This is a genomic window from Rhodococcus sp. 14C212 (assembly GCF_011058195.1).
In the GTDB taxonomy this organism is placed as follows: Bacteria; Actinomycetota; Actinomycetes; order Mycobacteriales; family Mycobacteriaceae; genus Rhodococcus; species Rhodococcus aetherivorans.
Genome location: NZ_JAALEH010000015.1, coordinates 1 through 23,458, shown reverse-complemented (window position 1 = coordinate 23,458; position 23,458 = coordinate 1). Strand labels below are relative to the sequence as shown.

23 protein-coding genes and 1 pseudogene are annotated in these 23,458 nt (G+C 69.2%); 4 read left to right on the top strand and 20 right to left on the bottom strand.

Annotated features, from left to right (window positions below; all coding sequences use genetic code 11):
* Window positions 1-47 precede the first annotated feature (47 nt).
* The 17 genes from G6038_RS09710 to G6038_RS09630 all read right to left on the bottom strand — a co-directional run bounded on the left by G6038_RS09710 (window position 48) and on the right by G6038_RS09630 (window position 17,456).
* On the bottom strand, window positions 48-548 hold the full coding sequence (locus G6038_RS09710; protein ID WP_165037471.1) for a DUF4913 domain-containing protein: 501 nt from the start codon (window positions 546-548) through the stop codon (window positions 48-50).
* Between the two features lie 2 nt (window positions 549-550).
* On the bottom strand, window positions 551-2,545 hold the full coding sequence (locus G6038_RS09705; protein WP_165037470.1) for a TraM recognition domain-containing protein: 1,995 nt from the start codon (window positions 2,543-2,545) through the stop codon (window positions 551-553).
* A gap of 15 nt (window positions 2,546-2,560) precedes the next feature.
* Window positions 2,561-3,109 (bottom strand): hypothetical protein, encoded by a 549-nt coding sequence (locus G6038_RS09700; RefSeq protein WP_165037469.1) that lies wholly within the window; start codon window positions 3,107-3,109, stop codon window positions 2,561-2,563.
* A gap of 14 nt (window positions 3,110-3,123) precedes the next feature.
* A complete protein-coding gene (locus G6038_RS09695; RefSeq protein WP_165037468.1) occupies window positions 3,124-4,755 on the bottom strand; it encodes a M23 family metallopeptidase in 1,632 nt (543 codons plus the stop codon).
* Window positions 4,752-5,066, bottom strand: a complete 315-nt coding sequence (locus G6038_RS09690) for a hypothetical protein (RefSeq protein ID WP_165037467.1) — start codon at window positions 5,064-5,066, stop codon at window positions 4,752-4,754. The genes G6038_RS09695 and G6038_RS09690 overlap by 4 nt, the downstream gene beginning before the upstream one ends.
* Window positions 5,063-6,817, bottom strand: coding sequence for an ATP-binding protein (locus G6038_RS09685; protein ID WP_165037466.1), 1,755 nt, complete (start codon window positions 6,815-6,817; stop codon window positions 5,063-5,065). The genes G6038_RS09690 and G6038_RS09685 overlap by 4 nt, the downstream gene beginning before the upstream one ends.
* Window positions 6,818-6,836: 19 nt before the next feature.
* On the bottom strand, window positions 6,837-8,342 hold the full coding sequence (locus tag G6038_RS09680) for an SCO6880 family protein (RefSeq protein ID WP_165037465.1): 1,506 nt from the start codon (window positions 8,340-8,342) through the stop codon (window positions 6,837-6,839).
* Window positions 8,339-9,931, bottom strand: a complete 1,593-nt coding sequence (locus G6038_RS09675; protein ID WP_165037464.1) for a hypothetical protein — start codon at window positions 9,929-9,931, stop codon at window positions 8,339-8,341. The genes G6038_RS09680 and G6038_RS09675 overlap by 4 nt, the downstream gene beginning before the upstream one ends.
* Window positions 9,922-10,764 carry a hypothetical protein gene (locus tag G6038_RS09670; RefSeq protein ID WP_165037463.1) on the bottom strand — a complete coding sequence of 281 codons (843 nt, stop codon included), beginning with the start codon at window positions 10,762-10,764 and terminating at the stop codon, window positions 9,922-9,924. The genes G6038_RS09675 and G6038_RS09670 overlap by 10 nt, the downstream gene beginning before the upstream one ends.
* A complete protein-coding gene (locus G6038_RS09665) occupies window positions 10,761-11,366 on the bottom strand; it encodes a hypothetical protein (protein ID WP_165037462.1) in 606 nt (201 codons plus the stop codon). Before G6038_RS09665 ends, G6038_RS09670 begins: the two co-directional genes overlap by 4 nt.
* Window positions 11,363-11,746, bottom strand: a complete 384-nt coding sequence (locus G6038_RS09660; protein ID WP_165037461.1) for a hypothetical protein — start codon at window positions 11,744-11,746, stop codon at window positions 11,363-11,365. Before G6038_RS09660 ends, G6038_RS09665 begins: the two co-directional genes overlap by 4 nt.
* 13 nt (window positions 11,747-11,759) lie before the next feature.
* Window positions 11,760-12,053 (bottom strand): hypothetical protein, encoded by a 294-nt coding sequence (locus G6038_RS09655; protein ID WP_059175100.1) that lies wholly within the window; start codon window positions 12,051-12,053, stop codon window positions 11,760-11,762.
* A 28-nt stretch (window positions 12,054-12,081) separates the two neighbouring features.
* Window positions 12,082-12,654, bottom strand: a complete 573-nt coding sequence (locus G6038_RS09650; protein ID WP_165037460.1) for a DUF6668 family protein — start codon at window positions 12,652-12,654, stop codon at window positions 12,082-12,084.
* Window positions 12,651-13,424 carry a hypothetical protein gene (locus tag G6038_RS09645; RefSeq protein ID WP_165037459.1) on the bottom strand — a complete coding sequence of 258 codons (774 nt, stop codon included), beginning with the start codon at window positions 13,422-13,424 and terminating at the stop codon, window positions 12,651-12,653. The genes G6038_RS09650 and G6038_RS09645 overlap by 4 nt, the downstream gene beginning before the upstream one ends.
* The gene (locus G6038_RS09640) at window positions 13,421-14,524 is read right to left on the bottom strand and encodes a hypothetical protein (RefSeq protein ID WP_165037458.1); all 1,104 of its coding nucleotides are present in this window, start codon (window positions 14,522-14,524) and stop codon (window positions 13,421-13,423) included. The genes G6038_RS09645 and G6038_RS09640 overlap by 4 nt, the downstream gene beginning before the upstream one ends.
* A gap of 103 nt (window positions 14,525-14,627) precedes the next feature.
* The gene (locus G6038_RS09635; RefSeq protein WP_206024516.1) at window positions 14,628-15,752 is read right to left on the bottom strand and encodes an insoluble domain protein; all 1,125 of its coding nucleotides are present in this window, start codon (window positions 15,750-15,752) and stop codon (window positions 14,628-14,630) included.
* Between the two features lie 39 nt (window positions 15,753-15,791).
* Window positions 15,792-17,456 carry a cutinase family protein gene (locus G6038_RS09630; RefSeq protein WP_165037457.1) on the bottom strand — a complete coding sequence of 555 codons (1,665 nt, stop codon included), beginning with the start codon at window positions 17,454-17,456 and terminating at the stop codon, window positions 15,792-15,794.
* 290 nt (window positions 17,457-17,746) lie between these two features.
* Here G6038_RS09630 and G6038_RS09625 point away from each other — a divergent pair, with 290 nt between their 5' ends.
* Together G6038_RS09625 and G6038_RS09620 are read left to right on the top strand one after the other, a co-directional pair.
* Window positions 17,747-18,526 carry a helix-turn-helix domain-containing protein gene (locus G6038_RS09625; protein WP_165037456.1) on the top strand — a complete coding sequence of 260 codons (780 nt, stop codon included), beginning with the start codon at window positions 17,747-17,749 and terminating at the stop codon, window positions 18,524-18,526.
* On the top strand, window positions 18,523-18,942 hold the full coding sequence (locus G6038_RS09620) for a hypothetical protein (protein ID WP_165037455.1): 420 nt from the start codon (window positions 18,523-18,525) through the stop codon (window positions 18,940-18,942). The genes G6038_RS09625 and G6038_RS09620 overlap by 4 nt, the downstream gene beginning before the upstream one ends.
* Here G6038_RS09620 and G6038_RS09615 read toward each other — a convergent pair.
* The 3 genes from G6038_RS09615 to G6038_RS09605 are packed head-to-tail and all read right to left on the bottom strand — an operon-like array spanning window position 18,929 to window position 21,871.
* Window positions 18,929-20,275 (bottom strand): cytochrome P450, encoded by a 1,347-nt coding sequence (locus G6038_RS09615; protein ID WP_165037454.1) that lies wholly within the window; start codon window positions 20,273-20,275, stop codon window positions 18,929-18,931. The two genes, G6038_RS09620 and G6038_RS09615, sit on opposite strands and share 14 nt — an antisense overlap.
* 19 nt (window positions 20,276-20,294) lie before the next feature.
* A complete protein-coding gene (locus G6038_RS09610; RefSeq protein ID WP_165037453.1) occupies window positions 20,295-21,422 on the bottom strand; it encodes a DUF6545 domain-containing protein in 1,128 nt (375 codons plus the stop codon).
* Entirely contained in the window at window positions 21,419-21,871 is a 453-nt protein-coding gene (locus G6038_RS09605; protein WP_346772783.1) for a hypothetical protein, read from the bottom strand. Before G6038_RS09605 ends, G6038_RS09610 begins: the two co-directional genes overlap by 4 nt.
* Before the next feature lie 316 nt (window positions 21,872-22,187).
* On the opposite strand from G6038_RS09605, the gene G6038_RS09600 reads away from it, so the two are divergent.
* Together G6038_RS09600 and G6038_RS09595 are read left to right on the top strand one after the other, a co-directional pair.
* A complete protein-coding gene (locus G6038_RS09600) occupies window positions 22,188-22,394 on the top strand; it encodes a hypothetical protein (protein WP_165037451.1) in 207 nt (68 codons plus the stop codon).
* A 286-nt stretch (window positions 22,395-22,680) separates the two neighbouring features.
* Window positions 22,681-23,458 (top strand): annotated as a pseudogene (locus G6038_RS09595) (hypothetical protein); the annotation flags it as partial.

Below are 23,458 nucleotides of genomic sequence, written 5' to 3'. Positions count from 1 at the left end.
CGGATATCGAACCGATGTCAGATGGGCCTCCAAGAAATTCAGCGCTCTCACCTGTCGTTCTGCTTCAAGATTGCGTCGAGGACGGCTGAGGGTACGGGATCGGCCGGCATGGCCGGCCAGCCCATGAAGCTGCGTTCGGACTTGGCGTTGGCCATCGGTCCGGTGTCACCGTCGAGGATGACCCGCAGGTGCGGTTCGAGGTGCTGGATCCACCACGAGGACATCGCCGAGGCGGAGTCGGACACCCGGGCTTCTTCCCATGCCTGGTGCAGAGCGGTCAGCCGGGCGACGACCTCGGGGTAGGCCCACCACCGCGGGTCCCAGGACAGGCCGCCGTCGTTGTCGCTGATCCTGCGCCGGATCACCGGCAGGAAGAAGCCCTGGACGAACTCCACGACGTTCGCGAACTTGGGTTCGCTGCGAGCCTTCTCGGGTGTGTCGTCCTCAAACTCATCCGCGGGTTCGAGGTCGTCCTCGACGTCCTCACCGTCGAGCGCGTCGTTGCCTGCATCCCATGCGCCGGAGCCGGCTGGTGCGAGATCAACCATGGTCAGTCCTTCGCGAGGAATTCGGAGTGGAAGAGAGAATCGGCACGAGATGACTTGTCGGTCGGCGCCCCGGTGGCCGGCTCCGGAACGCAGCTGTCCTGCGACTCCATCCCCAGCGTGTTCGCGGCGGGTGCGGACCGGTCCCGTAGGTCGACGGGAAGTTCCTTCTGCTGCCCAGCGACACGCTGCGTGCTCTCGCGCTGGGACCGGCGAATCTGGTCGGCGAACTCGGAGTTCCCCCAGAACGCCTTGCGGACCAGGATCGGGGTAGTACCGCCGATCGTGATCAGGGCCCGGGTTTTCGGTAGTGCCCGCAGGTCCCGCTTTTCGAAGATGGTTTCCTTCTGCCAGCTGCTCGACACGCTCGCCTGACCGGTGGAGAGGAAGCCGGCGGGGCGGCTGCGGGATTCGGTGTCGACGTAGTGGGTGCCGACGGCATCGACCAGACCGGACAGGAACCCGTCGTCTTCGACGTTCCCGCCGTACCAGATGACGCTGCACGCATCGACCATGGATTTGAACGCTTCGCGGCCCCAGACCTTCTCCCCCTGGGAGGGGGACTGGAAGAAGGTGATGAGGATGATCCCGCGACCACCGAAGTGCGAGTACCAGCGCGGCAGGTCCTCGAGTTTGCAGATGTTGGCGGCCTCGTCGAGCACCGCGGTGAAGGGGAGCGGCATCCGTTCCGAGTCCTGCTGTTCGGAGTATTCCTCGGCGCAGCTCAGGATCTGCCCGACCAGGGCACTCGAGATCGCCGAGGACGAGCCGGGGCCGTCCTTGGACATCGCGTACATCGTGTCGGTGCGGCGGGCGAACTCTTCCGCGATGAACTCCGGCAGGTCGTGGATGTGCTGACCGGGGGTGACGGTGACCCGGCCGTGGGCGTCGGTGCCGATGACCACCCGGCGGTTCGGCAGGACCGCGTCGGCGTAGCGAGGCTCGTCCAGCGGGGCGAGGAAGCGGCGGGCCATGTCGTAGAAGCCGTCGCGCTGCTTGGCGTTGACGGCCTGCTTGCCGCGCATCGTGCGCGCCAGCTCCGGGTAGCCGTGCTGCTCGAGCACCGCCGGCGGGATCTGCGACTGGGTGTGGGTCAGCCACTCGACTACATGCCTAATGTCCCCGCCGGCCAGGGCGGCGGCGAGCAGGTAGGAGGCGAACAGGTCCCGGGCGTTGCCGTCGAAGTAGGCATCGACGCGGGCGCCGGCGTCGGTGGCGGCGGAGATGAAGTAGCCGCACACCGCCGCAGCGGAAGGTAGGTCGGTGACGGTGCGCAGCGGGTCGAACCAGAAGCTCGCCCGCTGCTGCCGGTTGCCGGTGGTCACCCCTTGCAGGTCGAACACCCACACCCGGCCGCAGGTGCGGCGGAGACCGACGGTGTGCGAGAACACGTCACCGCGGTTGGAGGCCACCAGCGCCGCTCCGGGGGCGTGGCAGATCGCCGGGATCGCGAAGCCGGCGGATTTGCCCATCCGGGCGCCGGCGAACGCGATCGCCACGAATTCCCAGGTCATCCGCAGGGTGCGACCCCCGACCACGGTGTGCCCGAGGGGGATGCCGAGGTAGCCGGGATGATCTTTCGGGATCGCCGGGGCGAGCCGGTCGGTGCTGGCCGCGAGGTACGTCGGGTCGGCCTCGTCGACCTCCTTTGGGTCGACCATCGTCTTGGCGAGACGATCGATCTGCTTCTCGAAGCGTGTGCCCTGAAGGTTCTCGAGCACCCCGAACCGGCGCAGCGCCCACCACACGAGTACGGCGAGCACCGCGAGCAGGACCAGTTCGACGCCGAGGACGATGGTTGCGCCTGCCGGCCAGCTCGTCGCCCCGAACCCCAGGGCGAACAGCAGGCCGATCGGATTCCAGGTGGGGTCTTCTCCCCCGCCGGTGTTGTAGGCGATCGTCGGCAGATACGCCGCGACCACCAGGGCGGGGAACGCGGTGAGGATCACCTCGTCGGCGCTGGAGGAGGTGCGGGGCCGGTCGCGTCGCGTCTGTGCCATGGTCGTGCGCCTCTTCTACTGCTGGTATCGGTAGTCGGTCAGGCGCCAGCCGTCGTCGGTGCGGGTGACGGTGGTGCGCCAGAGCTGTGGGGTCAGGCGGGTGCTGCGCCCGCCGGCGTGCAGCACCGTCTGGGTGCAGGTCAGGTCGATGACGAGGGTGCGCATCCCGGCCGGTGCGGCCGGGGTCGAGTCGGCCCGCACACAGGTCGCGGCCACCGCGTCCTTCGACGCCGCCCACTGCTGCCAGTCCGCATCCGGGCGGACCTCGGCGCGGGTGCCGGATTCGGCCACGGCGAGCAGGTCCCCGCCGAGATACGCCGTGGCCCGGATCAGCGCGTCGGCCTTGCTCTCGTCGATCGCCGGCTGCCAGGACAGGATCATCTGCATCGCCGTGAGCGCGGTGTCGTCGGCGTCGATCTGCTGGGGCGAGAGCGGCTCGATCACCTGATGGTCGTCGCTGCCCTCATGAACGTGCTGGTCGCTGGGGGTGTCGCTGCCGCAGCCCGCCAACGCGACGGCGGCCGCGGTGCACATCGCCGCGACGGTGATGCATGTGATCCTCACGGGCTTACCTCTTTTCACTGGTTGCTCATCGCCCGGTACTGCGGTTCGGCGGCGAGGATCGTGTCGGCGTAGGGGCGGGTCTGGACCACGTAGTCGGTGTGCCCGGTCGGGAAGCCCCCGGAGTTCAGGACCGCGCCTTCGCCGGCGTTGTAGCCGGCCAGGTACAGCTCGGTGCGTCCGTTCGGGGCGGCGACCGTGCCTTCTGCGATCGCGCCGTCGATGGTGGCGGCGAGGGTGCACATGTAGTGGCCCTGGGCCAGGACCGCATCGCCGATGCTGTTCACATCGACCTTCCCGTCGCCGTCGTAGTCCTGGCCGTAGCTCGCCCAGGTGCCGGGCATGAACTGCGCCGGTCCCCTCGCTCCCGTGACCGACACCGGGGCGTCGGTGCCGTGGCGGAAGCCGTTCTCGGCGGCGAGCTGCGCGGCGAGCAGCGGCGGTGTGATCTGCGGGCAGATCGACCCGGCCCGCTCGAGCCACACCGCGAACTCGTCCGGCACGGTGCCGTCGGCGAGGCTGTCGCCGACGCCGTCGCCGGAGATGAGGCAGTCGGCGGCCGCGGCGGTGGCGTTGCCGCTGCCGCCGGGCAGCGCTCCCCACGACACCAACCTCTCGTCGGTGCCCTGCCCCCGGACGCTGATGTGCACGTGGTCGTAGTGGTTCTGGGTTTCGCTGCCGCGGTCCTCCATCAGGCTGGGGGCACCGCCGGCGGGGTAGTAGGTCTGCCGCCAGATCACGTATTCGACGCCCAAGAACGCCGCGTTGGCCAGGACGTAGTCGGTGATCTCGTCCCCGAGGGCCACCCCGTCGCCGGAGCGGTAGTTCGGGATCATCACATCCACAGCCCGGCCCTCGGTGTGATCGGTGGCGTAACCACCGCCTGGGCGCCAGCCGCCGAGGCCCGCGATCCGGTCGCCGAAGCGCAGCTGCATCGCCCGAGCGAGTTTCTTCGCATCGACCTGCAGGCCCTGCTCGGAGCCGGCCGACGGCGGCAACGGCTGCGCCAGATTCCCCTGGGACGGGGCCGGCGGCACCGGCGTGGTCGGCCCGGCCGAGGACTGTCCCGGTGCGGGGGCGGAGTCGTAGTACGGCAGCGGGTCCACCGCCGCGGTGCCCCAGCCGCCGGGCCAGAGTTCCCAGTGCAGGTGCGGGCCGGTCGATTCCCCGCGGTTGCCGAGGGTGGCGATCTGCTGCCCGGCGCGGACCTGCTCACCGACTTCGACGCTGTAGGTGTCGATGTGCCCGTACACGGTGGAGACGAGCTGACCGCCGCGGGTGTGGTCGAGGACCACCCACTGCCCGAACCCGCTGGCGGGGCCGGCATGGCGCACCACCGCGTCGGCCGAGGCGTAGATGGGGGTGCCGACGGCGCCGGCCAGGTCGATGCCCTGATGCTGGGTCCCCCACCGCTCACCGAACCCGGAGGTGAAGGTGACGGCGGAGGGATCGACCGGTTTGACGAACGAGCCCCTCGGGGCGAGCCGGTCCCCCGACCCGAGACCACTACCGGGGCCGAGGCAGGTCGTGCCGGCCTGACGGTCTTGCTCGTCTTGGATCCCCATCACCAGCACGAGGAGCAGGAAGAACGGAACGAGGACGAGCGCCAGGATCAGCGCGATCAGCCCGGTGCCCCCCTTGCCTGTCACCGCAGACTCAGACCCTCGGCCACGACCCCGTGCGTGCGCGCCAACGCCCGGTTCAGCTCCTGCGCCAACGCCAGCTCCGCTTCCAATGCGGCGACATCGCGTTCGGTGCGGCGGGGACGCCGGCCGGAGCGGTTGACCCAGCCCCGCACCGTCGTCTCCGCCACCTCGAGCTGCGCAGCGGCGGCTCGCGTAGCGGCGGTGAAGCTGTCCCCGGCCTGCATGCGCTGAAGGACCGCCTCGATCGCGGCCTCACGGGTGCGCTCGTCGACCACGGTGTACCGGCGAGTGCCGGGACGGCCACGCCGGCTCATGCGGCGAACTCCGTGCCCCGGTCTTCGTCGGCGGCCCGCAGCCGGGCATCGGTGTCGTGAATCCCGGCGTCCTTCTCCGCCTGGGGCACCCACACCTTGAACGGGGTGCCCGGTGTCGCGCCTTCACCGAGCTTGAGCAGGAAGTGCCCGACACCGGCCGCGGTGCGCGTACCGGTCACCGGTTCACCGTCGTCTCCCCCCGCCACCCGGCGACGGGCTTGGCGCAGTGCCTTCTTCTCGTCCACCGAGGAGGTGGTGTCGTTGGCCCAGCCGGTGACCATCGCGCGTTCTGCCTGCGAGAACTTCATGAACTTACCGAGGCGGTCGAGTTCGGCTTCGGGGACCGGGCCGATGATCCGGGCGCGGGAGCGTTCGATCATGCCCAGCGCGCCGACCTTCTCGAAGTCCGCCAGTGAGTGCGTGACCAGCGTCATCGCCACGCCCATCGACCGCTGCAACCGCTGCACCGCATCCAGCCGCGCCACCGCCGAGCTGCCGGTCTGGATCACCTGCCACACCTCGTCCAAGATGATGTGCGCCGCGATCGACTTCGCCCCGGGCACCTTGTTGTCGACCAGAATGTGGGCGGCTTCGACGGCGGCGAATGCTTCGTTCCATCCGGCGAGCAGCACCGCGGCCCGCATCAGCTCGTCCCCCGGCGGGACCGAGGACATGTCCAGGTCCACCATCGGCTTGGTGATATCGATGCGCACGGTGCTGTGCCGGTTGAAGGTCTCCCCGAACCGGCCCTTGACCAAGGCGCGCAGCGAGCGCAGCAGCGGTTTGATCTGGCCGCGGTATTCCTCGTCGGTGTCGGCCACCGCGTCGTCCCTCAGCTCGTCCGGGCCGGAGGCGATCAGCGTCAGCAGGTCCTCGATCCGGGCCGCGTGATCGTTGTCGAACTGCGAGCCGGGTGCGTAGAGCAGCCGGATCGCCGAGGCGAGCAGGGTTTCCTCGAAGTCCTCGAGCCGGCCGCGGCGGACGATTTCGAGCAGCGCGCAGATCATGTTGAGCTGGCGGGCGTGCAGCGCGAACTCGGCTTTTTCCCGTTCGAGGGAGCCTGCGGGCAGCCTCACGATCGCGTCGCCGATCGGGCCGCGGCCCAGCGGGTTGATCGCGCCGGTGCCGTAGCCGACCTCGCTGACCTGCCCGCCGACCTGCTCGGCGAGTACCCGCAGGTCCGGTTTGACGTCGCCGGGAACGAGTACGAGCGTGCCGCGGGCAATGTCGCCGAGGGCGATGCGGCGCAGCAGGGTGGATTTGCCGAAGCCGTTGAGGGCGCAGATGAAACACGACGGGGCGGTGATCGCCTTCATCTTCCAGGCGTAGAGCGGATCGAAACCGACTGCGGCTCCGGTGGTCAGGTGCCGGCCGAGCGGGGTGCCCAGCAGCGGGGCCTTCGCGCCGACGATCCACGGGTAGATCCCGGCGACCTGCACACTCGTGCCGCGGTATTCGACCGGGGGCATCACCGTGGACATCCGGCCCCCGCCGGCCCCGTCGAACCCGCGGGCGTCGAGATCGGCGACCTGGCGGTCGAAGCCGTCGGTGTTGATTCGGGTCAACCGCTCCACCGTCGCCCGGCGACTGTACTGGCGGGTGACCAAGCTTTTCTTCCATGCCTTCTTGAGCCCGGTTGCGGTGGCGGCCTGCTCTTCGAGGCGGGAGAGCTCTTCGTCCGACAGCAGAGTCTTGGCGATCTTCTCCGCGGTGAGCAGCCGCGACGATCTCGTGGCGTTGCGTGCACTCATGCCTATAGCCCTTTGCGTGTCAATTGCTGAGGAAGCTGGGAATGGTGGTGTGGTCGGGGGCGATGACCCCGACACCGAGACAGGCCGCGAACGCTGCGGCCTGCCAGCACCAGGAGCGGCGGATCGTCAGCCGGCTCTGGCGCGAGAGGTCCTCGACCAGGGCGTCGATCTTCGGCACATCGGCGCTGCCGGCCGGTTCGGTGACGGTGATGAGCACCCCGAAGCGCACCATGCCCGCGCCGCGGGCCTGCTCCATCCGGGCTTGCGCGGTCGCCGCGACCTCGATCTGGGACTTCGCCGAGGCGATCGAGCCGTTCTTGAGCGAGCCGGCGTGGGCTTCGGCGATCGCGTTGCGGTAGTCGCGGTCGGCGATGTCGGTGGCATCGCCGGCCGAATGCGGCCGGTAGAGCACCGAGACCCGCTTGAGCGGGACCGCGTCGTTCGGCGCCAGCAACCTTTGCAGCACCCGTTCGGTGACCGCGCCCTTGGGGGCTTCGCGCATCTCCCAGGTCACCGACACCGCGCCGTCGTGGACGTATTTGCCGCCGTCCGGGCTTTCGAGTGCGGTGCGCGGGCCGCAGTCCTCCCAGCTCAAGCCGGTGCCGTCGCCAGAGTGCAGGCCGGCTTCGACATCGACGAGCGAGGCCGGATCGTAGGAGCGGCGCACGAACGCCATGACCTCGTCGGCATCCATCGGTGAGCACGGCACACCGGCCCGTGCCGCCGACGCCGTCAGGGCGGGCAGGCGACGGCCGAGCTCGACGGCCTGCTCGGAGGGGTCCTGCCTGCGTTCGGTGGTCTGGGCCTCGAAGGTGATCGCGATCCGCGCAGCCAGGCGGATCCCGCCCGTGGTCAGCCCGGTGGCGAGCTGGTAGGCCGCATCGCGGGCCAGCTGCGGGGCGTCGGCGCGGGTGTTCTGGTGCACCGTCTCGTACAGCTCGATGCCGGTCTCGGGCAGGGTTTCGACGGTGGTGACCACCGCGAGGATGTCCGAGGTCTCCCCCGCCGCGGACAGGAACTGCGCCCAGTTACCGACGTAGTGATCGATCACGTCCTGATCGACGGCCTCCGCACCCTGCGGGTAGGCGTCGAAGACGACCGTGTAGGCACCCCGGCTGGGCATGTGGATCATCCCGAAGGTGCGCCCGTCCGAGTCGATGCCCTCGTACAGCTCGGTGTCGGCGAGCACACCGGGAAGCCGGTACGCCCGCCCGGGAACGCGGGAGAACGTGCCCGAGGCGTAGGTGTGCTCACCGCGACGGCGTGCCCGCCAGAACTGCAGTCGCATCAGTGCCCTTTCGTAACCGGACCGCCCGTCGCGGGAGATGACCAGGGGGATGAAGCAGGCGATCACCGGGATCGCCAGCAGCACGGTGATCTTCAGGCCGAAGAACAGACCCGTGATGATGACCAGGGCCGCAGCGGCGATCGCGGCGATCGAGGTGCCGAAAGTGGCACCGAGAATGCCGGTCTCCCGAGGCCGGCGCCAGTTGCCGTAGGTGTTGTAGGTCTTCTCGTCGCTCACTGCTCGAAGCCCCCTCGGTGGAACTGCTGACCGGCACCGGACGCCACCACAGCCGCGGCCGCCGCATCACCGGAGGATCCGCCGCCGGGAGTGCCGGAGGTGTTGCCGCCGGGCTGACCGTTCCCGCCGCCACCAGGGGTGCCCGAGGAGTTGCCCTGCGGAGCCGCACCGGCACCGCCCGCGGAGGGGGTGCCCTGTTGGTTGCCGGCCGGTCCCCCGCCTGCTGCACCGAAACCGGACGGTGCGCCGCCGGTCTGTGCGCCGCTGGGCGGGGTGCCCATGCTCGTCGAGGTGGACGTCGAGGTCGCTGCTCCGGACGCTGCGCCGCTGGCACCGCCGGTGGCGATCATCCCGCCGACCTTCGCGCCGACCGCCGCCGCACCGGCCGCGGCTGCCATGCCGCTGCCGCCGCCACCGAGTGCGCCGACGTTCGGGACGATCAGCCGCATCAGGGCCGGGAGCACCAGGGCTGCGGCGCACAAGGTGATGACCCCGGACAGGGCCATGAACCCGTCCCCGTTCTCGGGATCGGTGATCGTGGGGGTGGCCTCGAGGAACAGGATCGCCGAGACCCCGATCACGAACGCCCCGACCGGTTTGACCAGCAGGAAAGCGATCGTCCAGGCCAGCATCTTCTCGAACGCCTGGCTGCCGACCTTCGTGCCTCCGGCCGCACCCGCGATCGGCAGTGCCGCGGCCATGAGCACGAGGATGCCGGTGCGCAGCAGCATCAAAAACGCCATCATCAAGCCGCCGAGCATCCCGATGAGGCCGATCAGGAACAGCAAACCGACGCCGGCCGGCCCCGCGTACAGGTAGATCGAGACCATCGCTTCGGCCAGGCGGGACGGATCGGAACCGACCGCGCTGTCCATGAACCACGCCGAAATCTGATCGGCCAGGCGGGTGCCGAGCACGATCATCGTCGTGGCTCCCCCGGCGAGCACCGCAGCGCGGGCCAGTTGTTTCAGGCCCTCTTCCGAGGTGTCGCGGATCGCCCCCGAGCGGGCCAGCGCCAACCGGCCGCCGAGCAGGATCAGCGACAACGACAAGGCCGCGACCTGGATGTAGAAGGTGTAGTCGTTGACCGTCGCGACCGTGTCCTGGAAGGTGCCTCCGTCCATCTCGGTGCCGGTGATCCACCATCCCAGCGCGAACTTCAACACCGCCACACCGGCATTGCCGATCCACAGCGCGGTCTTCTCGACCGCGCCCTCCGCGACACCGCCGGCCACTTCCTCGAGCTTGCCGACACCGGCATCGACGACGTTGCCGGCCGCATCCGCGCAACTGGGGATGTCCACATCGGCAATCTGGGTGGCAAGCCAGCCACCTACCGTGCTGGCCAGCATTCCGCCAGATGTGCAGGTCAATGCTCCGACGCCGGTTTCCAGCGGGTTGAGGCTCGAATCCTCGTCGTCTTGCCCCTCGACCTCAGCACTGTCGATGCTGCCGCCGGACGAGTCCCCTGAGGGCTCCGTGTCCTGTGCGAATGCCACACTTGCCGTGCCGATACCGACTACTACAACAGCGCAGACGACGGCGACCAGCCGAAGAATGCCGGTGAGCAGGCTGCGGTTCACCACCATTGCTGCCACCCGTCGGCCGACAGCGGTTCGTACTCGATACCCAGGGCGGTGGAATCGGCTTGGAGGACCCATCCGGTGCCTTCACGCCACACCATCGGAATCTTCGAGACCGCGATCTGGGTAGACCCGTCGGGACGCTCGACGGTGTAGCCGAACTTCACCAGGGTCAGATCGGGATGGAACGACACGTTGACCATCGGCATCACCGAAGCCGGTGTGTCGTCGGCAATCCCCAGATGCGAAAACTCCCCCTTCGGGTCCGACACCAGGCCAGCCTCGGTGACCATCTCCAACCGGTTCTCGCCTGCATACGCATACCCGAAGTAGTGGGCCGCGGCGAGCGCCGCTCCCTGCGCCGTGCGCGCGAACCCGGTGGCCACACCGCTGTCGGTGAACCCGGTGGGGCCGTCGGAGGTCGAGAACGGAAGATCCATGTTGCCGTGGATGCGCTGGAGCATCACCCCACTCGGTGCCTGCTCGACGGGCCGGTTCGTACTGGCGAGGGTGTCGGAGAGGATCACCCCGTGGGGGTCGAGCGGGACGTAGATGATGCGGTTGGTCTTGTCGAAGACGGGTTCCGGCATGAACTGGAGGTCGTCGAGTCGGGCGGTGGCCCCGTTGTCGGTGGTCGGGTCGAGCGAGACCAGCGGTTCGGCGTCGTCGCCGCGGAAGAGCATCACGATGCTGACCACGAGACCGACGACGACGATGACGGCCACTGCCGCCAATCCGATGGTGAGTTTCGTTGCTGCCGAGGCGTGCTCGTTCTCGGCGCCCTCGAGTGAGGGTGTGTTCTTCTCGCCGGTGGGGCCGGTGGTGTGGGGTTCGGTCACTTGCGGGTCTCCTCGAGATCGACCAGCTCCGACGGCAGCGCGTCGAGGGCGGTGATGGTGGCGGTGTCGTTGCTGGGCAGGTTCAGCCGCCAGTCGTCGTCGATCCACACCACCTGGGTGGTCGCGGAGGCGAGCGAGTCGTCGGAGAACCGCTGGATGACATCGACGGTGGCGGCGGTGTCGCTGTAGTCGGCGAGGGTGTAGCCGACGATGGTCGGCACCATCTCGGGATCGGTGCCCGAAAACTCCACCAGGGCGCGGTGGGCGGCGTACAGGTCGCGGCCTTCGCCGGGGGCGGCCACCCCCGAGAGGATCGTCGGCCAGGTCCGATCGGACGCGGTGGCGAGCTGCACCGACTGGGTGATCGCCGCCAGGGCCGCACCCTGCGGGGTGTGGCTGAACCCGGCGAAGGGCTCCCACTCGCCGCCTCGCGGTCCGTCGGTGGTGCCGATCGGCACCTCGATGCCACCGACGGTGACCCACCGGCTGATCTGCGGCGGGTCGGTGATCGACCCTGCGGTCTCGGTCGTCTCCGATCCCCCGCAGCTCACGGCCACCAGCGCCACCGCGACCACCGCGGCTCGCGCCCACCGACGCATCATCGTTCGTTCTCCTCGCTGTCGGGTTGCTGTTGCTGTTGCTGTTGCTGGAGCTGTTCGAGCTGGTCGATGACGGTCGGGGAATGGCCGCCTCCGAGCTGGTGGGCTTGGGGCCCCTGGGCGGTGGCCAGCAGGATCGTGGCGAGGGTGGCGGCCACGCCGCCGGCGAGGATCGCGCCGATGTTCGCCGCCAGGAACTCCGCGGCGGTGGGGGATTCGAGTCCGGCCCCGTGCTTGTGGTCCCAGGCCAGGCGTGCGCCGACGAAGATCACCTTGGCCACACACAGGAGGAAAACGATCCCGGCCGCGTAGCCCAGGAGCGTCTGGAGACCGTCGAGGACGTCGGGGGGCGGGCTGACCACGCCCTGTGCGGACACCTGCATCGATCGCCCCGCCTTATGCCGCGCTGGTGACGGCGCTGAGGATCTGGTTGGCGGAGATGGCGACGATCGCGCCGATGAGGGCACCGACGAGCATCTTCGGTGAGTCCCCGCTCCCGTGCTGCCACTTCTCCCATGCGAACTTCCCGCCCGAGAAGATCAGGGCCGCCACGCACGCGAGCGTGACGCCCCACAGCAGCCAGTTCAGCAGCTTGAGCAGGCCGTTCGCGCCCGGCGGCACCTCCGGGTTGATGTCGAAATTCACGGCGCCTTGCGCGAGAATCGCGGTGTCCACGACTGTCTGGAACATGCAAATGTCCTTTGCTCGAAGGTGCTGGCTACTGCCCCGACCACACGGTCGGCAGGGCGGATTGGAGTGCCGTGACGATGCCGACGCCGGCAGCGATCACGTCCTCGGGAACGGCGATCACGGCTCCCTTGGTCTGAATCGGCACGCCGTCGAGGGCGCGCCAGGTGGGCAGGCTCGACCGGGCCGCCGAGGCCAGGAAGCGGTGCCAGCCGATCGCCCAGTGCGCAGCCACCGCGCCGGTGACGATCGAGCGCAGCTGACGCACCTCCTTCGGGGGCTGACCGGGCGCGTTCGCGACGGTGACCAGGCCGAGCAGCTCGCACGCCAACCCGCGGTTGCGGTGCTCGAGGATCAGATCGTGGGCGCTGGACAGGCCCTGGATGGTTTCCCGGCAGACCACCACCACATACGGCGATTCGGTCTCCCGGGCGTCACCGCACGGCCACTGGCGCTTCGCGTCGCCGGCGAAGTCCCAGTACCGGGCGAGGGTGGAGACCCCGGCCCCGCCGTGCGCACCGAGCAGCCACACCGCCGGTCCGGGCGCCGTCACCGGGTACGGATCGACCCTCACCTCGACGCTGGTGCGTTCGCGGGTGTTCATGCCGGCTCCCCCGCCCCGGCCTGGTGATCGGTGTCGTGCTGGCCGGCCTCGATGCGGCCGAGGGCGTCGAGCACGTCGGTCCAGGCGTCGATCGAGGCGGCCGACAGGCGGCGGTGATCGACGGTGCCCGGCCGCGCCAAGGTCGCATCGAAGGGCACTTCGACGAATCCGGCGACCCGTGGGGCCAGGTGCTCTCGGATCGGGGCCAGATCCACCAGGCGGTGCGGGAGCTGGTGCGAGATCGACACCACCGTGCGCGCCAGCACACCGCGGCCGTAGGTGCCGATGAGCCATTCGAGGCCGGCACGCATCCGGGCCAGCGGTTCGGCGCGGGGCGGGGCGACGATCACGATCGCGGCCCCGGCCTCGAGCAACGGGGCCAGACGCCGCGAGCGCAACGCTGTTCCGACGTCGTGGATGCGGGCCAGATGCCGGTCGCCGAGCAGGCTGTCCACCAGCGCCGTGTCCGTGGCGTCGCCGTGGCCGACGACGACGGCCCCGGCGCTGCTGACGGCCATGCGCGAGCCGAGCTGCCGGATAGCTCGGGCCGGGTCGATCGGTTCGACACCGACCCGGTCGAGCAGGTTGCCGCCGCCGAAGGTGCCGTCGATCGCGGCGACGTCGGCGCCCAGGCCCAGGCGCAGGGCGGTGGCCAGGCCGAAGCAGGTGGTGGTCGCCGCCGCTGCGCCGGAGCTGGCCACCACGATGGTCGAGAGGTGTTCGGGCTGCTCGAGTTTCGGGCTACGACGCAGTGCGACAACGTTGTTCATCGGTTCTCCACGTTCGCGATCTTCAACCCGCCGTCGGCGGGCAGGGTGGTGATCCACTGCTTGTGGATGCCTTCGTCTCCCACGGGCGGGAATTTGAGCAGCACATCGACCGACCAGCGGTTCGGGTCCTCGGTCGGCAGCACGCTCACGCAGTGCTCGGTCCCGACCGGAACGGCGTCGATGAACGACTGAATATCGGTGCCCGGCAGGACCATCAGCTCCGCGACGGCCGTGCCGTCCCGCTCGACGTAGTAGGCGTACTCGAACGCCTGGATCACCGCAGGGCCGGTGTCGCGGCCACCGGGACCGTTGCCGACGACCCGGCCGGGCTCGGTGACCGGGGCGCACCACGCCGGAGCCGCGACCGTCGACGTCGAGGTGGTGGGGGACGAGGACACCGGCGTCGGCGAGGGCAGCGGCGGCACCTGCGGTTCGTCGGTGGTGCCCGTCATTGCGGTGACCACCGCCGCGGAGACCACCGCCAGCACCGCGACACCGCCGCCGACGAGCATCCAGGTGCGGGATCGATCGGGGCGGGCCGTCGCGGCCGCAGAGGCGCTGTCGGTGACCGGCTGGGCGGTCCTCTCCTCGACGACCTCGACCGGAGCCGCAGCCGGAGCTGCGGCAGGGGTCGGGCGAGCAGGTCGGGCACGGCCGATCGCGGACTTCAATCCCCCACGGGTGCGTTCGGGGATCATCAGCGGGCCACGGGGAAGGTGGGCGCGGACCCACTCCGGGGCGCCTGCATAGGGGTCGACCTCGGTCGCCGTATCGCCGTATCCGGCCCCGCCGTGCTCGTCGTCGGCCGGGTTCTGATCGTCGTATCCGGCAGGGCCGTGGGCTGAGTGATCGGCAGGATAGACCGGGGCCGGGTAGATCTCGGCTGCGGGTTCGGCAGCGACGATCGGTTCGAGGTCGGTCTGGATGACCGACTCGTCGTCGGTAGCAGGCTGTTCGGGGACGCAGGCCGCATCGACCGGGTGGAGGTCCGATGCCGGCACCCCCGCGGCGTCGAGGGTTTCGTCCGGGATCGGGAAGTGCACCGATCCGGTCTCTCGTTCGTCGCTCGCAGTCGGCTCCGGCCCGTACCGCTCGGTCACGTCCGGGAAGAGTTGTCCTCGATTGCCGGTCGACAATGTGTCCTCCGTCGTCGGGTGGTGGGGGCGGGGCTACCCGCCCCCACCGGCGAGATGTTCGGGCAGGTCAGGCCGGGTCGATGCCGTCCGCGGCCGCGGTCGAGATCATCTCGGCGGCCGTGCCGGCCGAACCGTCGAAGAACGTGGTCAGCACGGTGTCCGCTCCCGCGACGACACCTTCGCCACCGGGCTGGACCTTCACCCACTCGCGGACCTGCGAATCGACCTGCGGAGCGGTGGTCACGACGCTGCGCACGGCGTCGGCCGCGGCCTGCCCAACCGGACCGGAGGAGCGCCACTGCTCGACCGTGGCATCGGCCTGCTCGGTGAGCGCCTCCTGGTGCACATCCGGCAGCTGCACCTCGATGGGCTGGCCCTCGTCGTCCCCGGCACCGAACGCGGTTCCGGCCGCCAGACCGGCCGCCCCGCCGACCACCGCGCCGGGGACCGCGCCGACCGCAGCGCCGATCGCTGCGCCCGCCGCGGTCCCGGCCACCCCGGTGGTCACCGCGGGCAGCACCGGAATCGGCAGCGGCACCACACCCCCGGCCGCAGCCCCGGCGAGACCGCCGAGGGTGCCGCCGATCAGCGCGCCGGGCACCGCCCCGGCCGCAGCGCCGGCCGCGGCACCGGCCACCGTCGCACCGATCTGCGCAGCAGCGACCCGATCGGCACGGCTGGCATCGACACCGACCGAGGTGTAGAAGGTGGCGACCTCGGAGCGGATCAGACCGGCGGTGTTGTTGGTGCGCTCCCGGTCGTCGTCGGTGACCCAGTTCGGCTGGTTGACGTGGATATCGCCGATCATGATCTTCTCCGGCGGAGCGAGGTAGATCGGCTCCGGGGTGACCGGCTGCGGCGCCCGCAGCGCCAGTGGGTCGATCGGCGGCGGAGCGCTTTGCCGCTCGTAACGGTTCGTGTCGTAGTTGTAGTCCGGCAGCGGCGCGTACTGACGCTGCTGCGCCGGAGGCGGGGTCCAGTAGATCTGCTTGGCCGGAGGAGCCGGGGCCGGCTTCGGGGCGCTGGTGGTCCCGCCCTGGGTGGACGGGGCCGGGGTGGTCACCCCGCCCTGCGAGGGCAGCTCGACCGGAGCGGCCGAGGCCAGCCCCGACCCTGCTGCCACGATCGCTGCGGCCGTGGCGGGCACGACGCTCGCCTTGGCGAGCCGCGAAGCCCTGCGATGTGTGCTCATGATCGCTTCTCTCTCTCTCGTGTGTGTCGGGGCGTGGAATCAGTTGAGTGCGGCGGCCGAGACGCCGCCCTGCTCGAGCACCGTCGGTCCCGCCTCGACCACATGCGTCGTGGTCACAGCCGGTGCCGAGGTGGTGGAGGCGACCGTCTGCGACGGCGTGGTCGAGACGGTCTCGGAGGTGGTCGTCGGCCGGGTCGGCGTGGTGGTCGGGGCCGGCGAGGTGCTCGGAGCCGTCGACGTGGAGGTCACCGTCTTCGTCGTGGTCGCGGACGTGGACGACGCCGAGGAGGTGGCGGCGTCGAGGTCGGCTGCCGCCGCAGCGAGCCAGGACGCGACGAATCGTGTCGGGGCCTGCCCGCTGGCGGTGGCCGGGACCGACCCGTAGGAGCCGTGCTCGGTGGCGACGTTGCGCAGCGTCGTCATCGCCACCAGATCGAAGGCGTCCCGGTTGGCCTCGACCTCGTTCGCCACGACCTGGAACGCCTGGCGCACGAGGCGTTGCGAGGTCGCAGGCGGAACCAGCTCGGGCAGCACACCGACCGTCTTGGCGGCGAGCACCCCGAATGCCGCGGCCGGGTTGGCCAGCCCGACCGCCGCGACCGCGGCGATCGTCTCCGGGGTGAGCACCTTCTTGGCGACCGTGACAGCGGCGTTGAGGCCGATCAGCCCGACCTTCATCAATGCCGCGGTCACTTCCTGCCCGGTCGGGGGTGTGGCCCGCGGATCGGAGGCTTCGGCCAACCGCTGCGAGATGGTCTTCTTCGGCTGGATCGACACCGCCTCGAGGGCGTTCTTCGGAGCCGCAATGTCCTCGTTGACCACATCGACGGCGGTGGTGAACGCTGTCGAGGCCAGTGCCCGGCCGACCGTGGCGACCGCGACGAACGGATCACCGCCGACCTCGACCTGCCCGGCGACGTTGACCACCGCCCGCACGATCGGCGCGTTCGCCGGGGCATCGCACGCCAGATCACCGGTCTGGCACCAGGACGACACCCGACCCGAGAGGCCGCCGTAGTCCTCGGTCAGATCGGCGACGGGGCCGATGCCGCCGCCGTCCGGGGCGGTGAACGCCACCGACGACAGCGCCTTGACCGTCTCGCCCGTGGTGCCGGGAACCGGCGACGGGGCGCTCTGCGAGGTGCCGGGGAACAGCCCGGAGCCGGCGCTGCGGGTCGGCGCGCCGAACAGCGCACCGGCCGCGACCACGCCGGCCGGCACCGCTCCGGTGCCCTGGCCGACCGACCGCAGGAAGTTCGAGGCCGCGTGAGCGCCCTGGGAGTAGCCGACCACCGCGAGCTTGGCCGACGGACACTGCTCGAGCACCCTCTGCGCCGCCAGGGACAGGTTCTCCTCCCCCTCGGTGACCGACTCGACGTACGAGTCAGAGCCCCCGGGGGTCAGGCCCCCGAACGAACCCGGATACGGCACATAGGCCCGATCGACGCTCGCGCCCAGCTCACGGGCCTGGTCGAGCATCGGACCCATGATGTTCGACAGCATCCCGGTATCGACCTTCACCGGCGCATCCGGTGAGGACTCCGTGGTGCCCTGCATCCCCAGGACGTACAGATCCGGGCACCCATCGACCAGCCCGTCGAGCCAATTCGTCTGCGCGTGCACCGGGACCAGACCACCCACACCAGCCATGACCGCAGCCGTGGTGACGACGGTGGCCACAGTCGGCGTACCCCAACCCTTCATCTCTCTCCGTCCCTCGAGCAGTCGATCCTCAAGACCCGCAGTGATCACCCCGCCGTTCCGGCTCTCGGGTGCAGAGCTTGTGCGGAAGCCCTGCACCCCAGAACCGGTACGCCACAGGGCGCTGCACTGCTGTGAGTCGCACAGCCCTTCATAGGCCCCGGTCCTCCGAGACGGCCGCCCTGGTTCGGGACCGGCACAAAATCCCCCTTCGCAAAACAGAAGCAAAGCATATACTTGAGGAGTTCGAAATAAAAGCAAAAAATGATCCAGCTTTAGCGAAGGAGGTGGCGGTGAAGGTTGACGTGGAGCGTCGCAAAGCCCCAGCTCCTTCGAGGTACCGAAGGCGTCTGATTCGGACATTGGCCGGTAAGGTCGATGCGATGACAAACGAGCGGGCGCGTTTTGCGCGAATAGTTGCCGAGCGGAGGCGCCTGCTTGGCTTGACTCTCGACCAGCTGCAACAAGCCGGCGGGCCGTCCGACGTGACTACGGGCAAGATAGAAAAAGGCGCCATCGCTTCCCCGAGCGCCCGTACGCTGCGACGCCTCGACACCGGTCTGCAGTGGACCGAGGGATCTGCGGCGAGGGCCTTCGCCGGCGGGGAACCCACTCCCTTGGAGGAGATCCCGTCCGTACGGCGCTCGACTCCCAGTGCGGTCAACGCCGCTGCGGACTCGGTGACCCTCTCCCTGACCGTGGTCAACGAGTTGTCCGACATCGCGAAGCGGTACGAACGGTTGGCGGGGACGATCGAGGACCAGGAACTTGTCGCCGAACTGGGTCGGATCAACACCGACTTCGACGTGCTGGTCGATCGCATCCTGCGGGCATGGTTGATCGCCCAGCTCGAACGCAAGTCGGCACCGGACTCACCGGTGCGAGGTGATCCGGTGGTGGAGATGCTGATCGGGGACTACCTCAATCGCACTCCCGAGCCCCCGTCTGTCGAAGACGCCCACGAGCTGCTGTACCTGCGGTGGCTGACGGGTCGGGCCGGTGACATCGACGAAGCGACAGAGCACGCGTTCGTCACACAGTGGAGCAAAGCTCAGAAGGAGGACCGTCCGTGAACTACCTGGCCCCGTCCCTCGGGCAGAAGCTCGAGCGGCTTCTCGCGTTTTACCACCACCGCAACGAACCCGAGCTGACGTTGCAAGCGGTGGCCACCATCGTCGGACAGCGCATCGGCGAGCAGGTCCCGGTGGAACTGCTCGAAGAGGTCCGCTCCGGAGAGCGGACCTCTTTGCCGGTCATCATCACCGACGCGCTGTGCGACGCATTCAAGGTCGACCGCGACTACCTGCGCCTGAGCGGTGGCCGGGACATCGACATCGATCAACGGTTGCGTCTGTGGATCACCATCCGGGACCGCGGGCTGCACCACTTCGCCGCGCGTGCCACCAGCCTGACGCGTGAGGACCTTGAGCGGCTCATCGCGGAAATCGAGCGGATGACGCCGCAGACGGGCGGACTCAGACAGGCGTGAAGCGCAGACGAAGGCCCTTCGGGCGCAACGTCAGGGTTTCTTCCACCTCGAGCGAATAGCCGGGTTCGGGAGTGATGTCGAACCGCAGCACCAGGGTCGCCAGGGCGAGGGTCATCTCGTGCAAGGCGAACTGCCGGCCGATGCACGAGCGGATGCCGGTGCCGAACGGCTTGAACAGCTCCGGTGCCCGACTACGGTTGTGCTCGGGTGCGAAGCGATCCGGGTTGAACCGGTCGGCGTCGGCACCCCAGGCCGGATCGCGTTGTACCGCCAGTAGCAGCACGAATACCCATTCCCCGGCCGCGAACTCGTAGCCGCCCACCTGGGTGTCCTTTTTGGCGGAGCGGAAGAAACCCGGAGCCGTGGGCCATAACCGCAGTGCTTCGTTGATCACCTGGCGCGTGTAGCGCAACCGCGGCACGTCCTCGTACCGGACGGAGCCGTCGCCGAGGACCCCGCGAGCCTCCTCACGCATCCGGGAGGCCACCGCTGGATCTTGGGCGATGAAGTGCAGCGCGAAGCTCAGTGCGTTGACAGAGGTCTCGTGGCCGGCCACGAGGAAGGTCAGCACCTGGTTGCGGATGTTCTCTGGATCGAGTGCGGCGCCGTCGTCCGGATGCAGCATCCGGTCCAGCAGATCACGCCGGCGCTCGCCCGACCGCTGCCGGGCCGCAATCACCTCGTCCACGGTCTCCACCAGCAAGGCATGGTCGAGCTCGTTCTGTTTCTCGTCCTTGCGGTGCAGGAACTTACCGACGAAGGGCACCGGGATCGCACTGTTCTGCGCGAAGGTCAGTGCTCGGCTCATCGCGGCCACGAAGGGATGCTCGCTGCCGCCGAACGAATCGAACGAGTAGCCGAAGCCGCAGCGACCGATCACCTCGAGGGTGAGCTTGCCCATCTCGTCCACGACCGGCACGTGTCCGTCCGCGCTGGCGAGGTCCTTGCCCAGCTCGTCGACGACCTCGACCATCACGTCGTGGTAGGAGACCATCGCCTCCTTGGTGAAGCCGGGCATGAGGACCTCGTGTGCTCGTGCCCAGCTCGATTCCCAGTTGTAGGCGGTGAAGAGCCCGTCCGCCACCAGCGGTCGCAGCCGTTCGAGAGGCCGGCCGACGTACTTCTCCCACACCGTGTCGTCGAAGACCTGCGCAGCGAGCTCCGCGGAGCCGACGAAGGTCAGGTCCGTCCCGAGAATGGAGCGCCGGTAGATCGGCCCCAGCTCCTCGAACCGCTGCAACGTGGTCTGGTTCGGTTTCTCCTTGGACATTCCCAGGACATCGCCGATGAACGGCACCCGCCGCGGCGGATGCGGAATCGTCGTGTTCGGCACTAGCCGTTCCTTCCCCTTGTCACACGCTCACGGCGTCGGCCGGGCGCTTGGTCCATGCTTGCGCGATGCGCAGCAGCTCGTCTTCGTCGGCAAGCCACCGTGGCGTGGCCACGCGGGATTCCGCTGCCCCGGCTCTGCGCCGCTCGAGCGCGTTGACGATCGCGGCGCACCGCTGCGTCGGGGTGGCCTCGTCCCGCCGCTCCTGCTCGGTCATGTACGGCAGAAGGGTGAACACCGCGTCCTCGCACTCGATCCGCATCCGGTGCTCGCGATCCACACTGTTCGGAAGCAGTCCCGTCGATTCGATCGACATGGCTGGCAACGCGGTCGACAGGTCCTGCCACATGGGCGTCAACGTCAGCACGGCCACCGACGACGGATCGTTGCGCAGTTTCGCCCGTACCACCGCAAGCACCGGAGCGGCGACGACAGCCGCCAACACGCACGCGGTCGGCAAGAACAGCACATCGTTGGACTGGCTGCGCCAGTCGGTGAACCCGTTGGTCACCTCCGCAGACATCAACACGGCGTTGGCGAATCGCGTCAGATGATCGAAGGCCGACACGCCGCCGGTGCCCAGGATCAGTCCTGCCCACAGCCGAGTGGACCGGTTCTGCTCACCGTCGCGGAGGATGCGCAGGCACGCGTACGCCACCGCGGCCACCGCCAGCGGCATCTGGGCCGCGTAGATCGCCATGTACGTCACGGTCCGCACCGAGCGCAGCTCCTCGATGGCCACACCCGTCGAGCGCGCCGGCGCACTGAGCCAGGCCATCACCAGCATCCACCCCACGATCAGGGCGTAGCACGCGACGATCGTGCGCCGCGGAATCTTCCGCACCTTGCGGTAGGCCAGGACGATGAGGAAGATCGCGGCCGCCCCGAGCATGGCGAAACCGTGGGTGAGTAGGCGAATATCCGACAAGGTCAGGGGTGTGGCCCCCAGCAGAATGGTCTGTACCGCACCATCTCGGAGCAGCGAGGCACCCAGCCACCACACCAGCAACCAGGTGATCTGCTGGTCGAGCTGACGTTCGGAGACGAACAGAGCCCGGGCCACGATGACCAGGGCGAGGAAGCCCATCATGGGGATGCTTGCCCACTCCGGCAGCGCGGAGGTGGCCTCCTGATGCAGCAGAGCGCTCATCGCAGCGGGGCGAAGACGCCGGCGATTCGATGCAGATCACCGTGACTGTCCAGGTCGATTGGACCGCGACTGAGCACTGCCAGGTGCGTGCCGAGCAATTCCGCTTCCGCTTCGGTCGGAGAGTCGAAGGTCGAACGCCGCATCATGTACTCGATTCCCTCCAAGCTCAGCCCTTCGGTCAGGGCGCTTTCCGTCGGGCGGAACGGCTCTCCCGGGTGCTGACCGAGCACATGGCCGACCTCGTGAAAGATCTGCTGACGCTGATGGCGAATGGAGCGAGCCGGGTCATAGCGGATGACGTACCGCGTCGGGCCACCGAAGAGCAGCCCGCACCGGGTCTGCAAGTCCGTCGACAGGCCCGGCCACGGCTCCAACTCCACCGCCTTCCCGGTGTCCTCTTCCAGCCAGCTGAGGAACTCCGCGACCGTCCACGGCGGCTCGAGGGGCACCCGATCGAGGATCTGCGCGATCCGTTCGCGTCGATCGCCCCCACGTCTCAGCACTCGCTACCTCCCCTTCAGGCCTCCCCTGCCAGATGGCGGAACCTCCGGAGCATAACGCAAGCCATACTCTCGCCAGCCATCACTAAACAAAGGCAAAGAATAAACGAATAGTATGAAAGAATCCGAGTTGGCGGTCGAGGCGTGGGCGTGTCGGACATGCTTTACGCCTCACCTGTCACAAGATGGTCAAGGCATCGCCTCGGCTCGGGCCGACCGGCCATGTTGGCACAGGTTGAACGGTGGAGGGAGAACTGCAGTGGGAATGGCTAGCAAGGGTGCCCGTACCCGCGTGGTCACCCGCGTCCCGGACGAAGTCTACGAAGCCCTCGAGGAGGGTCGCCGAGCTGCTGGGGTCGAATCGATCAGCCAGTACGTCGCGGACCTGCTTGCAGTGACCACCGGCCACCATCTACTCGTCCGCGAGCTTCAGCGCCATCGCGAGGAGGAGGAGGTTCGTATGTCTGCGTAGTTCACAAGTGGCTTCAGCAACTTCATAAGCAACACGCAGACCACATGAGAAAACCCCCAGCCGTGCGGGGCTGAGGGTCCTCAAAGTTGGTGAGAGCTAAGCGGCCAAACTCGGCTCTCGTACTGCTTTCCCCGAAGGGACTGTCTTGCCGGACAGGTCTCAGGGTACATCGCGCCCTGAATCAGAGCCAACGATCGCTGCGCGTGTCGCCATTCTCACCGGTGACACCTCCCCGAATCGTCACCTTTTCGACGTGTGCACGCGCCGCTGGTCGCCGCGTGCCCGGGTGCGGATCGACCCGGATCGCACCCACACGTACGCCACCACGATGGCCATGCCCAGCCAGGCGCCCGGATTTCCGTGGGCGATCTACCTGGCCGGCGCCGACCATCGCTACCGCCTGCTGGCGTTCGACCTCGACAGCGGGCGCCACGGCCCCGAGGTCGCCCGCACCGATGCCGACCGGCTGGCCGCGCAGCTGACGGAGCTGGGTGTTCCGCACCTGCGCACCCGGTCCGGGCCCAGCGGCGGTCAGCACCTCTGGCTGCGCCTCGCCGCCCCCGGCGCCGGCGCCGACGACGTGCGTCGACTCGCCCACGCCCTGTGCCAGCACTACCCCAGCCTCGACACCGCGCCCTTGACGAACCCCGCCACCGGCGCCGTCCGGCCTCCCGGGGCACCGCACCGCCGCGGCGGGCAGTCCCGACCCCACCTGCACGGCGCCGCCCTCGATTCCGCCCTCGCCCGCCTCGACACCGAAACCGCCCCGGAGGTGGTGGACTGGTTGCTGGCCCGGCACCCGCACTCCCCCCCGGCCCCGCGCCGTCCCGCCGGGGCGGTGCGCATCGTCGATCCGGTCTCCAATCCGCGCCTGGACCGGCCGCGCCGCCCGCTCACCGACGCCACCCGCGCTCTGCTGGCCGCGGCGCCGGCACCCGGCGCGGACCGCTCGGCGATCGTGCACAGCATCTTTCTGGGCATGGCCCGCGCCGGCCACACCCTCGCCGACGCCCGGGCGGCCGCGGCGACGGCGCCGGGACTGGTCCGGCTGCGCGAGGACCGCG

Coding starts and splice junctions, on each gene's coding strand:
- G6038_RS09710 (WP_165037471.1), bottom strand. CDS start 548: ATGGTTGATCTCGCACCAGCCGGCTCCGGCGCATGGGATGCAGGCAAC.
- G6038_RS09705 (WP_165037470.1), bottom strand. CDS start 2,545: ATGGCACAGACGCGACGCGACCGGCCCCGCACCTCCTCCAGCGCCGAC.
- G6038_RS09690 (WP_165037467.1), bottom strand. CDS start 5,066: ATGAGCCGGCGTGGCCGTCCCGGCACTCGCCGGTACACCGTGGTCGAC.
- G6038_RS09685 (WP_165037466.1), bottom strand. CDS start 6,817: ATGAGTGCACGCAACGCCACGAGATCGTCGCGGCTGCTCACCGCGGAG.
- G6038_RS09675 (WP_165037464.1), bottom strand. CDS start 9,931: ATGGTGGTGAACCGCAGCCTGCTCACCGGCATTCTTCGGCTGGTCGCC.
- G6038_RS09665 (WP_165037462.1), bottom strand. CDS start 11,366: ATGATGCGTCGGTGGGCGCGAGCCGCGGTGGTCGCGGTGGCGCTGGTG.
- G6038_RS09660 (WP_165037461.1), bottom strand. CDS start 11,746: ATGCAGGTGTCCGCACAGGGCGTGGTCAGCCCGCCCCCCGACGTCCTC.
- G6038_RS09655 (WP_059175100.1), bottom strand. CDS start 12,053: ATGTTCCAGACAGTCGTGGACACCGCGATTCTCGCGCAAGGCGCCGTG.
- G6038_RS09650 (WP_165037460.1), bottom strand. CDS start 12,654: ATGAACACCCGCGAACGCACCAGCGTCGAGGTGAGGGTCGATCCGTAC.
- G6038_RS09645 (WP_165037459.1), bottom strand. CDS start 13,424: ATGAACAACGTTGTCGCACTGCGTCGTAGCCCGAAACTCGAGCAGCCC.
- G6038_RS09635 (WP_206024516.1), bottom strand. CDS start 15,752: ATGAGCACACATCGCAGGGCTTCGCGGCTCGCCAAGGCGAGCGTCGTG.
- G6038_RS09630 (WP_165037457.1), bottom strand. CDS start 17,456: ATGAAGGGTTGGGGTACGCCGACTGTGGCCACCGTCGTCACCACGGCT.
- G6038_RS09610 (WP_165037453.1), bottom strand. CDS start 21,422: ATGAGCGCTCTGCTGCATCAGGAGGCCACCTCCGCGCTGCCGGAGTGG.
- G6038_RS09600 (WP_165037451.1), top strand. CDS start 22,188: ATGGCTAGCAAGGGTGCCCGTACCCGCGTGGTCACCCGCGTCCCGGAC.